Annotated in this window: 12 protein-coding genes; 11 read left to right on the top strand and 1 reads right to left on the bottom strand. The window is 67.9% G+C overall.

What is annotated here, in order from left to right:
* Positions 1-51: 51 nt before the first annotated feature.
* The 11 genes from CupriaWKF_RS19860 to fba all read left to right on the top strand — a co-directional run bounded on the left by CupriaWKF_RS19860 (position 52) and on the right by fba (position 11189).
* Entirely contained in the window at positions 52-471 is a 420-nt protein-coding gene (locus CupriaWKF_RS19860; RefSeq protein ID WP_276102481.1) for a ribulose bisphosphate carboxylase small subunit, read from the top strand.
* A gap of 152 nt (positions 472-623) precedes the next feature.
* On the top strand, positions 624-1532 hold the full coding sequence (gene cbbX / locus CupriaWKF_RS19855) for a CbbX protein (RefSeq protein WP_276102480.1): 909 nt from the start codon (positions 624-626) through the stop codon (positions 1530-1532).
* Positions 1533-1535: 3 nt separating this feature from the next.
* On the top strand, positions 1536-2300 hold the full coding sequence (locus CupriaWKF_RS19850) for an HAD family hydrolase (RefSeq protein WP_276102479.1): 765 nt from the start codon (positions 1536-1538) through the stop codon (positions 2298-2300).
* A gap of 1 nt (position 2301) precedes the next feature.
* Positions 2302-3015: a ribulose-phosphate 3-epimerase gene (gene rpe / locus CupriaWKF_RS19845; protein WP_276102478.1), complete on the top strand. Its 714-nt coding sequence runs from the start codon at positions 2302-2304 to the stop codon at positions 3013-3015.
* 50 nt (positions 3016-3065) lie between these two features.
* The gene (locus tag CupriaWKF_RS19840; protein ID WP_276102477.1) at positions 3066-4166 is read left to right on the top strand and encodes a class 1 fructose-bisphosphatase; all 1101 of its coding nucleotides are present in this window, start codon (positions 3066-3068) and stop codon (positions 4164-4166) included.
* Positions 4167-4177: 11 nt separating this feature from the next.
* A complete protein-coding gene (locus CupriaWKF_RS19835) occupies positions 4178-5056 on the top strand; it encodes a phosphoribulokinase (protein WP_276102476.1) in 879 nt (292 codons plus the stop codon).
* Between the two features lie 26 nt (positions 5057-5082).
* Complete coding sequence (gene tkt / locus CupriaWKF_RS19830; protein WP_276102475.1) at positions 5083-7107, top strand: transketolase; 2025 nt, start codon at positions 5083-5085, stop codon at positions 7105-7107.
* A complete protein-coding gene (gene gph / locus CupriaWKF_RS19825) occupies positions 7104-7799 on the top strand; it encodes a phosphoglycolate phosphatase (protein ID WP_276102474.1) in 696 nt (231 codons plus the stop codon). The genes tkt and gph overlap by 4 nt, the downstream gene beginning before the upstream one ends.
* Positions 7800-7850: 51 nt before the next feature.
* Positions 7851-8861, top strand: coding sequence for a type I glyceraldehyde-3-phosphate dehydrogenase (gene gap / locus CupriaWKF_RS19820; protein ID WP_276102473.1), 1011 nt, complete (start codon positions 7851-7853; stop codon positions 8859-8861).
* 10 nt (positions 8862-8871) lie between these two features.
* Positions 8872-10140 (top strand): phosphoglycerate kinase, encoded by a 1269-nt coding sequence (locus CupriaWKF_RS19815; RefSeq protein ID WP_276102472.1) that lies wholly within the window; start codon positions 8872-8874, stop codon positions 10138-10140.
* A gap of 11 nt (positions 10141-10151) precedes the next feature.
* Entirely contained in the window at positions 10152-11189 is a 1038-nt protein-coding gene (gene fba, locus CupriaWKF_RS19810) for a class II fructose-bisphosphate aldolase (protein ID WP_276102471.1), read from the top strand.
* A 26-nt stretch (positions 11190-11215) separates the two neighbouring features.
* Here the strand turns inward: fba and CupriaWKF_RS19805 are convergent, their stop codons facing one another.
* Positions 11216-12745 carry an FAD-dependent oxidoreductase gene (locus CupriaWKF_RS19805; RefSeq protein WP_276102470.1) on the bottom strand — a complete coding sequence of 510 codons (1530 nt, stop codon included), beginning with the start codon at positions 12743-12745 and terminating at the stop codon, positions 11216-11218.
* Positions 12746-12914 lie beyond the last annotated feature (169 nt).

Below are 12914 nucleotides of genomic sequence, written 5' to 3'. Positions count from 1 at the left end.
ACCGGCACCATGGGGCGGCATCGCAGCGAACCCACAGAACGAGAGGACACCATGCGCATCACTCAAGGCACTTTTTCCTTCCTGCCCGACCTCACCGACGAGCAGATCACCAGCCAGCTCGAATACTGCCTGAGCAAGGGCTGGGCGGTGGGCATCGAATATACCGACGACCCGCATCCGCGCAATACGTACTGGGAGATGTTCGGGCTGCCGATGTTCGACCTGCGCGACGCGGCCGGCATCCTGATGGAAATCAACAACGCGCGTAACACCTTCCCGAACCACTACATCCGCGTCACGGCCTTCGATTCGACCCATACGGTGGAGTCGGTGGTGATGTCGTTCATCGTCAACCGTCCCGCGGACGAACCTGGCTTCCGGCTGGTCCGGCAGGAAGAGGCGGGCCGCACGCTGCGCTACTCGATCGAGAGCTACGCCGCGCAGGCGCGGCCCGAAGGCAGTCGCTACTAAGCCGCATTGCCCGCGCCGCCCGGCGCTGTCGCCGGCGCCTAGCCCAACCCCAACCCCGCAGGAACCACGTTCGCGCTGCCACGGCCGCGCGACGGGGGACGCTGCGCCCTGCATCGACCGATTCGACCGATTCGACCTTACCGGAGGCTTCCATGTCCGCACCCGAACCGACCGCACTGCTCCAGCCCGAGGGTAGCCTGGCCGCATCGCTGGCCAGCTCGGGCATCACCGAGCTGCTGGCCCAGCTGGATCGCGAGCTGATCGGGCTGGCGCCGGTAAAGGCGCGTATCCGCGACATTGCCGCGCTGCTGCTGGTGGACAAGCTTCGCGCTGCGCGCGGCTTCAGCGCGGGCGCGCCCAGCCTGCACATGTGCTTCACCGGCAATCCCGGCACCGGCAAGACCACGGTGGCCATGCGCATGGCGCAGATCCTGCACCAGCTCGGCTACGTGCGCCGCGGCCATCTGGTGGCGGTGACGCGCGATGACCTGGTGGGCCAGTACATCGGGCACACCGCGCCCAAGACCAAGGAAATCCTGAAGAAGGCCATGGGCGGCGTGCTCTTCATCGACGAGGCCTACTACCTGTACCGCCCCGAGAACGAGCGCGACTACGGCCAGGAGGCCATCGAGATCCTGCTGCAAGTGATGGAGAACAACCGGGACGACCTGGTGGTGATCCTGGCCGGCTACAAGGATCGCATGGACCGATTCTTCGAATCGAATCCGGGCATGTCCTCGCGCGTGGCCCACCACATCAGTTTTCCCGACTACCGGCTCGAGGAACTGCGCCGGATCGCCGACCTGATGCTGGCCGAGATGCAGTACCACTTCGACGACGAGAGCCGCGCCATGTTTACGGACTATCTGGCGCGGCGCATGGCGCAGCCGCATTTCGCCAATGCCCGCAGCGTGCGCAACGCGCTTGACCGCGCGCGGCTGCGCCATGCCTCGCGGCTGCTCGATGACCCGGCCATGATCGTCGACGACGAGGCCCTGACCACCATCACCGCCAGCGACCTGCTCGCCAGCCGCGTGTTTGCGGCGCCCGCCGCGGAGTAAGCCATGCAAGCCCTGATCTTCGATGTCGACGGCACGCTTGCCGATACCGAGACCGCGCACCGCGAGGCCTTCAACGCGGCATTCGCCGAGACCGGCCTGGACTGGCACTGGGACGAGGCGCTCTACACGCGCCTGCTCAAGGTGGCCGGCGGCAAGGAACGCTTGCTGCACTACTGGCGCATGGTCGACCCGGAAGAAGGCTGCGGCAGCCAGGTGAAGGCAACCATCGACGCCGTGCACGCCATCAAGACGCGCCACTACGCCGCGCGCGTGGGCGCGGGCGGGCTGCCGCTGCGCCCGGGCATCGCGCGGCTGCTCGATGAAGCCGCGCGGGCCGGCCTGCCGCTCGCCATCGCCACCACCACCACGCCGGCCAATCTCGACGCACTGCTGGAGGCGCCGCTCGGTGCCGGCTGGCGCGGGCGCTTTGCCGCCATCTGCGACGCGGGTACCACCGCGGTCAAGAAGCCGGCGCCAGATGTCTATTTGGCGGTGCTGCAGCGGCTTGGCCTGGAGCCCGGCGCCTGCCTGGCCATCGAGGATTCGGAGAACGGGCTGCGCGCGGCGCAGGCGGCAGGCATTCCCGCCGTGGTCACGCCCACTGCCTACAGCGCGCAGGACCGGTTTGACGACGCCCTGATGGTGCTGCCGCACCTGGGCGACCCCGATCAGCCGATGCCCCGGCACCTGGCCGGCGCAGACCACCGCTGGGCCGACCTGGCCGCGCTGCGGCGCTGGCATCGGGGCGACCTGTCCGAGGCGCGCTGACATGCTCACCACAGCTCACCACGCCAGCGAACGCGTGATCCGGCTCGCGCCGTCGATCCTGTCGGCGGACTTCGCGCGGCTGGGCGAAGAGGTCCGCGCCATCGAGTCGGCCGGCGCCGATCTCGTGCACTTCGACGTGATGGACAACCACTACGTGCCCAACCTCACCATCGGCCCGCTGGTGTGCGAGGCGATCCGCCCGCATGTCTCGATCCCCATCGATGTGCACCTGATGGTGGAGCCCGTGGATGCGCTGATCCCGCTGTTTGCGAAAGCCGGCGCCGGCATCATCAGTTTCCATCCCGAGGCGAGCCGCCACGTGGACCGCATCATCGGCCTGATCCGCGACCACGGCTGCAAGGCCGGCCTGGTGCTGAACCCGGCGACGCCGCTGGCATGGCTGGACCACACGCTGGCGCAGCTCGACCTGGTGCTGCTGATGAGCGTCAACCCCGGCTTTGGCGGCCAGGCGTTCATCCCCGGCGTGCTGGACAAGCTGCGCGAGGCACGCAAGCGCATCGACCGCCAGGTGGAGGCAGGCGGGCGCCCGGTCTGGCTGGAGATCGACGGCGGCGTCAAGGCCGACAACATCGGCGACGTCGCGGCCGCCGGCGCGGACACCTTCGTCGCGGGCAGTGCCGTGTTCGGCGCGCCCGATGCCGACGGCGGCTACCGCGGCATCCTGCGGCGCCTGCGCGAGGCGGCCATGCTCTGACGCGGCCCCGCCCGGACCAGAACACACAGCAAAGCAAGAGGAGACCTGTCATGCCAGAAGTCCAGAGGATGACCCTGACGCAGTTCCTGATCGAGGAGCGCCGCCGCTACCCCAACGCCAGCGGCGGCTTCAACGGCCTGATTCTCAATGTCGCCATGGCCTGCAAGGAGATCGCGCGCGCGGTCGCCTTCGGCGCGCTGGGCGGCCTGCACGGCCGCGCCGAAGGAGACGCCGGTGCCGGCGCCGGTGTTGCCATCAACGTGCAGGGCGAAATCCAGCAGAAGCTGGATGTGCTCAGCAACGCGGCCTTCGTGCGCGTCAACGAGTGGGGCGGCCACCTGGCCGGCATGGCGTCGGAAGAAATGGCCGAGCCATACCAGATTCCCGAGCGCTACCCGCGCGGCAAGTACCTGCTGGTGTTCGACCCGCTCGACGGCTCGTCGAACATCGACGTCAACGTCTCGGTGGGCAGCATCTTCTCGGTGCTGCGTGCGCCGGAGGGTACCGACGCCGTGAGCGAGCAGGATTTCCTGCAGCCCGGCACGGCCCAGGTTGCGGCCGGCTACGCGCTCTACGGCCCCACCACCATGCTGGTGCTGACCGTGGGCAACGGCGTCAGTGGCTTCACGCTGGATCCGAACCTTGGAGAGTTTTTCCTCACGCATCCGAACCTTCAGGTACCTGCCGATACCCACGAATTCGCCATCAACGCTTCCAACAGCCGCTTCTGGGAAGCGCCGGTGCGGCGCTATATCTCCGAATGCATGGCGGGACAGACCGGTCCGCGCGGCAAGGATTTCAACATGCGCTGGATCGCCTCGATGGTGGCCGAGGCGCATCGTATCCTGATGCGTGGCGGCGTCTTCATGTACCCGCGCGATACCAGGGATCCTGCAAAGCCGGGGCGTCTGCGCCTGCTCTACGAGGCCAACCCGATCGCATTCCTGATGGAGCAGGCCGGCGGGCGCGCCAGCACCGGCCGCCAGCCGTTGATGACGGTGGCGCCGCGGGCGCTGCACCAGCGCATCGGCGTGGTATTTGGCTCGCGCAATGAGGTCGAGCGCATCGAGGGCTACCACACCGACCCGTCGGACCCCGATCTTCCCAATCCCCTGTTCAACGAGCGCAGCCTGTTTCGCGCGTCCGCCTGAGGTGCACGGCCATGTCAGAACGTTATCCCATCATCGCCATTACCGGCTCCTCGGGCGCCGGCACGACCTCCGTCACCCGTACCTTCGAGAACATCTTCCGCCGCGAAGGCGTGAAATCCGTGGTGATCGAAGGCGACAGTTTCCACCGCTACAACCGCGCCGAGATGAAGGTCAAGATGGCCGAGGCCGAGCGCACCGGCAACATGAACTTCAGCCATTTCGGACCCGAGAACAACCTGTTCGGCGAGCTGGAGAACCTGTTTCGCTCGTACGCCGAGTCCGGCACCGGCATGCATCGCCACTACCTGCACAGCGCGGAAGAGGCCGCGCCGTTCGGGCAGCAGCCCGGCACCTTCACCGAGTGGGAGCCACTGCCCGAAGACACCGACCTGCTGTTCTATGAAGGCCTGCACGGCGGCGTGGTCACCGGCGAGGTCGATGTGGCCCGCTATCCCAACCTGCTGATCGGCGTGGTGCCGGTCATCAACCTGGAATGGATCCAGAAGCTGTGGCGCGACAAGAAGCAGCGCGGCTATTCGACGGAAGCGGTGACCGACACCATCCTGCGCCGCATGCCGGACTACGTGAACTACATCTGCCCGCAGTTCTCGCGCACGCATGTGAACTTCCAGCGCGTGCCGTGCGTGGACACCTCCAACCCGTTCATTGCACGCGAAATCCCCGCGCCCGATGAAAGCATGGTGGTGATCCGCTTTGCCAATCCCAAGGGTATCGATTTCCAGTACCTGCTGAGCATGATCCACGACTCGTTCATGTCGCGCGCCAACACCATCGTGGTGCCGGGCGGCAAGATGGAACTGGCCATGCAGCTGATCTTCACGCCCTTCGTGCTGCGCATGATGGAGCGCCGCAAGCGCGCCGCGCTGTGAACCGACGTGATGCAAGGACACTCCAGATGAACGCACCCGAACGCATCGACTCCGCGGCGCGCTGTGCCAACGCGCTGCGCTTCCTGGCCGCGGACGCGGTGGAGCAGGCCAGGTCCGGCCACCCCGGCGCGCCCATGGGCATGGCCGAGATGGCGGAGGTCCTGTGGCGGCGCCACCTGCGCCACAACCCCGTCAACCCGGCCTGGCCCGACCGCGACCGCTTCGTGCTGTCCAACGGCCACGCCTCCATGCTGCTGTACGCGCTGCTGCACCTGACCGGCTACGACCTGCCGATGGCGGAGCTGCGCCGCTTCCGCCAGCTGCACGCGGCCACGCCCGGCCATCCGGAAGTGGGCGTGACGCCAGGCGTGGAAACCACCACGGGGCCGCTGGGGCAGGGGCTGGCCAATGCGGTGGGCATGGCGCTGGCGGAGAAACTGCTCGCCGCGACCTTCAACCGTCCCGGCTTCGATATCGTCGACCACCACACGTACGTCTTCCTCGGCGATGGCTGCCTGATGGAAGGGATCAGCCACGAGGCGTGCTCGCTGGCCGGTACGCTCGGGCTGGGCAAGCTGATCTGCCTGTACGACGACAACGGGATCTCCATCGATGGCGAGGTGGCCGGATGGTTCACCGACGATACCGCGCAACGCTTCGCGGCTTACGGCTGGCACGTGCTAGCGGATGTCGACGGGCACGACGCGCACGCCGTGGATGCCGCCATCCGCGCGGCCAGGGCCGAGCGCGGGCGCCCCACGCTGATCTGCTGCCGCACCGTGATTGGCAAGGGCGCCCCTGCCAAGGCGGGTGGCCACGACGTGCATGGCGCTCCGCTGGGCGTGCCCGAGATCGCCGCCATGCGCACGGCGCTGGGCTGGGAGGCCGAGCCCTTCACGGTGCCGGCGGACGTGGCGGACGCCTGGGACGCGCGCGCGCAGGGCATCGCGCACGAGGCCGAATGGGAAGCGCGCTTTGCCGCCTACCGCGCCGCGCACCCGGAACTCGCCAACGCATTCCTGCGCCGCATCGAGGGCCGGCTGCCGGAGGGTTTCGACGCGGCACTGCTGGCGCTGCTGGAAGCGCCATCGCCGCTGCTGGACAGGATCGCCACGCGCAAGGCCTCGCAACTGTGCCTCGAGGCGCTGACGCCCGCCGTGCCGGAACTGCTGGGCGGCTCGGCCGACCTGACCGGATCCAACCTGACCAGCGTCAAGGCGTCGGTCTGGGTCAACCATGCCGGACACGGGAACTACGTGAGCTACGGCGTGCGCGAATTCGGCATGGCCGCGGTGATGAATGGCATCGCGCTGCACGGCGGGCTGATTCCCTATGGCGGCACCTTCATGACCTTCTCGGACTATTCGCGCAATGCCATCCGCATGGCCACGCTGATGCGCCTGCGCGTGGTGCACGTGCTGACCCACGACTCCATCGGCCTTGGCGAAGATGGTCCCACGCACCAGCCGGTCGAGCACGCGGCCAGCCTGCGGCTGATTCCCAACAACCGGGTTTGGCGCCCGTGCGACGGCGCGGAGACCGCGTACGCATGGCTCGCCGCGCTGCGGCGGGACGATGGGCCGACCTGCCTGCTGCTGTCGCGGCAGGCGCTGACGCCGTTCGAGCGCGACGCCGGACAGCGCGCGGGCATCGCTCGCGGCGGCTATGTCCTGCGAGATGTGCCGCAGGCCGATGCGCCGCACGTGGTGCTGGTGGCGACTGGCTCGGAGGTGGAGATCGCCGTGCATGCGGCACAGGAGCTGGCCGGCGCGGGCATCGGCGCACGCGTGGTCTCCATGCCCTGCGTGGAGCTGTTCCACGCACAAGACGCCATCTATCGGGAGACAGTATTGCCGCCGGATATCCCGCGCATCAGCGTCGAGGCGGGCGTGACGTGGTTCTGGCGTGGCGTGGTGGGCGACCGGGGCGTGGCGCTGGGCATCGACAGTTTCGGCGAATCGGCCCCTGCCGAGGCGCTGTACGAGCACTTCGACCTGACCCCGGCGCACGTCGTGGCCGCGGCGCGCGCGCTGCTGGAGGAGCAATCATGACGCGCCCGTCCCTGGCCTGCACCGCAGTGCTGATCGATCTCGACGGCACGCTGGTCGATACCGCGCCCGACATCGTCGCGGCCGCCAACCGCATGCTGGCGGAGCTGGGCAGCGCGCCGCTGCCGTTCGATACCGTGGCCGGCTTCATCGGCCGCGGCGTGCCAAACCTGGTGCGGCGCGTGCTCGACACCGCGCAGTTGGCACAGCGCATCGACGCCACTGCGGCCGAGATGCTGTTCCACCGTCACTATGCCGAAGTCAACGGCCGCCTCGGGCAGGTGTTTCCCGGCGTGGAGGCCGGCCTAGCCGCGCTCAGGCGCCAGGGCTACCGGCTGGCGTGCGTGACCAACAAGCCGCGCGCGCTGGCGGCGCCGCTGCTGGCCATGACCGGCCTGGCCGGCTATCTGGAGGTGCTGGTGGCGGGGGACTCGATCGCGCAGATGAAGCCGGACCCCGAACCGCTGCGCCATGCCTGCCGGCTGCTCGAGGCAGACCCGGCGCAGGGCGTGCTGGTGGGCGACTCTCCGGTCGATGTGGCCGCGGCGCGCGCGGCCGGCATGCCGGTCTGTCTGGTGCGCTATGGCTACGCCGGGCCGGACGGCGTGGCGGCGCTGGGGGCCGACGCGCTGGTGGATTCGCTCGAGGGGCTGCCCGCGCTGCTGGCGCCCGCGCGGCTTGCACCGGCCGCCTGAGGCCGCCCCGGACGGACCGCACAAACACACATAAAGGCAAATGGAGACAGCATGACTATCAAGGTTGCCATCAATGGCTACGGGCGCATCGGCCGCAATGTTCTGCGTGCCCACTATGAAGGCGGCAAGCGGCATGACCTGGAGATCGTCGCGATCAACGACCTCGGCAACGCCGGCACCAATGCGCACCTGACCCGGTATGACACGGTCCACGGCCGTTTCCCGGGCGAGGTGGCGGTGGACGGGGACGCCTTCCGCGTCAACGGCGACCTCATCCGTGTGCTGGCCCGGCGCAGTCCGGCCGAGCTTCCGTGGGACGAACTGGGCGTGGACGTCGTGATGGAATGCACCGGGCTGTTCACCAGCAAGGAGAAGGCCTCGGCCCACCTGCGGGCCGGTGCGAGGAAGGTGATCATCTCCGCGCCCGGCGGCAAGGACGTGGACGCCACCATCGTCTATGGCGTCAACCACGGCGTGCTGAAGGCCAGCGACACGGTGATTTCCAATGCGTCGTGCACCACCAACTGCCTGGCGCCGCTGGTCAAGCCGCTGCATGCGGAGCTGGGCGTGGTCAACGGGCTAATGACCACGGTGCATGCCTACACGAACGATCAGGTGCTGACCGACGTCTACCATGAGGACCTGCGCCGCGCGCGCTCGGCCACCATGTCGATGATCCCGACCAGGACCGGCGCGGCCGCCGCGGTCGGCCTGGTCCTGCCCGAGCTGGAGGGGCGGCTGGACGGCTTTGCCGTGCGCGTGCCGACCATCAATGTGTCGCTGGTGGACCTGTCGTTCGTGGCGGCCCGGCCGACCACGGTGGAGGAGGTGAACAGCATCCTGCGGCGCGCGGCGGATGGCGAACTCAAGGGCATCCTGAACTACAACACCGAGCCGCTGGTATCGGTGGACTTCAACCACAGCCCGGCCTCATCGACCTTCGATGCCACGCTGACCAGGGTGTCGGGCAACCTGGTCAAGGTGTCCGCCTGGTACGACAACGAATGGGGCTTCTCCAACCGCATGCTGGACACCGCGGTGGCGCTGGCCCATGCCCGCTAGCGAGGTGGCCATGATGCATGATTCCAATGCTGCGTTCCAGGATCCGCAAGCCGCCACGCCGCGGACGCTGGCCGCACTGCTGGACGCCGGCGGGGTGGCTGGCAAGCGCGTCTTCATCCGCGCCGACCTCAATGTCCCGCAGGACGCTGGCGGGCGGATTACCGACGATACCCGCATCCGCGCGTCGGTGCCGGCCATCGAGGCCTGCCTGCAGGCCGGCGCGGCGGTCATGGTGACCTCGCATCTGGGCCGGCCTGAGGAAGGGGCGCCGGACCCGCGCTACAGCCTGGCGCCGGTGGGCCGCCGCCTGTCGGAACTTCTGGGCCGCCACGTGCCGCTGCTTTCCGGGTGGATGGAGGGCGGCTTCCAGGTGCCGCCGGGGCAGGTGGTGCTGCTCGAAAACTGCCGCATGAACCTTGGCGAGAAGAAGAACAGCGACGAGCTGGCACAAAAGATGGCCGGGCTGTGCGACGTCTATGTCAACGATGCCTTCGGCACCGCCCACCGCGCCGAAGCCACCACGCACGGCATCGCCAAGTACGCCCCGATCGCCTGCGCCGGCCCGCTGCTGGCCGCCGAGATCGACGCGCTGGGCAAGGCACTGGGCCAGCCGGCGCGTCCGCTGGTGGCCATCGTGGCCGGCTCCAAGGTCTCGACCAAGCTGACCATCCTGAAGTCGCTGGCGGACAAGGTGGACAACCTGATCGTCGGTGGCGGCATCGCCAACACCTTCATGCTGGCTGCCGGCCTGAAGATCGGCAAGTCGCTGGCCGAGGCCGACCTGGTCGCGGACGCCAAGGCCATCATCGACATCATGGCCGCGCGCGGCGCCTCGGTGCCTATCCCCGTGGACGTGGTCTGCGCCAAGGAATTCAGCGCCACCGCGGCGGCCACGGTCAAGGACGTCAAGGACGTGGCAGATGACGACATGATCCTCGACATTGGTCCGAAGACCGCCGCGCAACTCGCCGAGCAACTCAAGGCCGCGGGCACCATCGTGTGGAACGGACCGGTGGGCGTGTTCGAATTCGACCAGTTCGGCAACGGCACCAGGGTGCTGGCCGAGGCCATCGCCGAATCGAAGGCCTTCTCGATCGCCGGCGGCGGCGACACGCTGGCCGCCATCGCCAAGTACGGCATTGCCGACCGCGTCGGCTACATCTCGACCGGTGGCGGCGCCTTCCTGGAGTTCCTGGAAGGCAAGACGCTGCCCGCGCTGCAAGTGCTGGCGCAGCGCGCCGCGGCCGGCATCCGCTTTACAGAATCTGCCTCGACTTAAGGAGCGTCACCATGTCACTCATATCCTTGCGCCAACTGCTGGACCACGCGGGCGAATTCGGCTACGGGGTGCCGGCCTTCAACGTCAACAACTTGGAACAGATCCACGCCATCATGGAGGCGGCCGAAGAGACCGACAGCCCGGTCATCCTGCAGGCCTCGGCCGGTGCGCGCAAGTACGCCGGCGAAGCGTACCTGCGGCATATGGTGCTGGCCGCGGCCGAGACGCATCCGGACATTCCCATCGTCCTGCACCAGGATCACGGCTCCAGTCCGGCGGTATGCCAGGCATCGATCCGCTCGGGGTTCACCAGCGTGATGATGGACGGCTCGCTGCGCGAAGACATGAAGACGCCATCCGACTACGACTACAACGTCGACGTGACCCGGCGCGTGTGCGAGATGGCGCATGCGGTGGGCGTGTCGGTCGAGGGCGAGCTGGGCTGCCTGGGCTCGCTCGAAACCGGTCAGGCCGGCGAGGAGGACGGTGTCGGTGCGGCCGGCACGCTGTCGCACGACATGATGCTGACCGACCCCGCGCAGGCGCGCGACTTCGTTGCCCGCACCGGCGTGGACGCGCTCGCCATCGCCATCGGCACCAGCCACGGTGCCTACAAGTTCTCGCGCAAGCCCACCGGCGACATCCTGGCCATGGACCGCATCCGCGAGATCCACGAACAGATTCCAGACACCCATCTGGTCATGCATGGCTCCAGCTCGGTGCCGCAGGAGTGGCTGGACATCATCCGCCAGTATGGTGGCGACATCAAGGAGACCTACGGCGTGCCGGTCGAGGAGATCCTGCGGGGTATCAAGACCGGGGTGCGCAAGGTGAACATCGACACCGACATCCGCCTGGCCATGACCGGCGCCATTCGTCAGGCACTCGCCGAGGACCGGAGCGAATTCGACCCGCGCAAGGCGCTGTTGGCGGCCAAGAAAGGGGCGAGGAGCGTCGTCAAGCTGCGCTTCGAGGCGTTTGGCTGTGCCGGGCAGGCTTCGCGCATCAAGCCAATCGCGCTGGAGACGCTGGCGAAGCGCTATCGCTGACGAAGGCACGCTTCGCAAGCGGCGGCTCACGCCGGCGTCTGCTGCTCGAGAGCCACCTCCGCGCGCAAACTGGCCAGGTCGCGTCCGACCGTTGCGACGGCCAGCCGCTGATTACCGCGCCAATAGGTCACCATACAGTCGTGCGAGCCGGGATCGCCGTCGATGTCGATGCGGTCCCACCGCTCCGCGTGGCCCACATAGTTGATGGCGATGTCGTAATGCTGGCTCCAGAAGAACGGAACCGCTGCGAAACGTTGCTGCTGTCCAAGCATGTTTTGTGCAGCGACCACGCCCTGGCGCTCGGCGACCACCCAATGCTCGACGCGGATACGCTCGCCGGTTCCAGGATCCGGCCAGCGAGCAATGTCGCCGGCCGCATAGATGGCCGGAGCGCTGGTCCGGAGATACTCATCGACCACTGCGCCGCGATCCATGGTCAGGCCCGCGTCTTGTGCCAGCGCGACATCGGGGCGCACGCCGACGCCGGTGACCACCAGGTCGGCGGGCAATTCCGTGCCTGTCGACAATGTCACGCGATCCGAACGAATTTCCGTGACCGTGGCGCCAAGATGGAAACGCACACCGTGCGATTCATGCAGCGCCTTGACCATGTCGCCCAGCTCGGCGCCGAGGACGCGTTCCATCGGACGCGCCTCCGGTGCGACCACATGCACTTCGAGGCCCCGCGTGCGCAATGAAGCCGCGACTTCGAGTCCGATGAAGCTTGCGCCCACCACCACGCACTGACGCACAGTGCCGAGACGCGCAATCACGGCCTCGCAGTCGGCCAGCGAGCGGAGGACGAACACGTGCGGCAGGCTCGCGCCTGGAACGGTGAGCCGTACCGGCTCGGCACCCGTGGCAAGCAATAACGCGCCATAGCCGATCTGGCTGCCGTTCGCCAGCGTGACGGTCTTCGCGGCAGGCTCGATCCGGACCACGCGCTGATCGCATCTCGCGTCGATGTGGTGGTCCGCGTAGTACCCGGGAGACCGCAGGGGCAGCCAGTCCGCTTGCGCGGTGCCCGCCAGATAGTCTTTAGACAAATTCGGGCGATCGTACGGGAGCGAGGTATCCGCACTCAGCAGCGTAACGGGACCCTCATAGCCCTCTCGCCGTAGCGTCAGGGCGGCAGCATTTCCTGCGGCGCCGCCTCCGATAATCACCACGGATTCGGGCATCTGCGCCGCGGCCAGCGCCGGTGGCCGGGCCGCTTGCACCTCCTCGCCGACAATGGCCTGGCCATCGCGCCGCTCCACCCGCCAACGTTTTAGGCTATCGAGCGCCGGGGGCCGGACGGCCTGCCCGGTGCGAAGGCTGAAACAGGCATGGTGCCAGGGGCAACGGATGGTGTCGCCGACCAGCAAGCCGGTCGCCAGCGGCGCCCCGTAATGCGTACAGGTCGCCCCGACGGCAAAGAGTTCGCCGCCCTGGCAGACGAGCAAGGCCGGATCGCCGCGGACATGGCCTGTCACGATACCGCCCTCCACGATGCTCTCCAGCGGAACGCCTTGAGCGAGGTCGGGGCCGGCGGCAGAGGATGAATTTTCGGTCACGTCATCGCTCCTTGCTCGTTAGGGGACAGGAGCATTATCTACCTCGATCCCGTGACGGAAAAGGCCGACACGCGTGTTTGCCGGAACGCCCAACTACTTCAGTGCGTCATGCTGCATGCACATGAACGGAATTGGGCCGCAGAGATAGCGCTCGGCGTCTCGGAACAGC

Source organism: Cupriavidus sp. WKF15, assembly GCF_029278605.1.
Classification (GTDB): Bacteria; Pseudomonadota; Gammaproteobacteria; order Burkholderiales; family Burkholderiaceae; genus Cupriavidus.
This window is presented reverse-complemented; position numbering and strand designations above follow the sequence as displayed.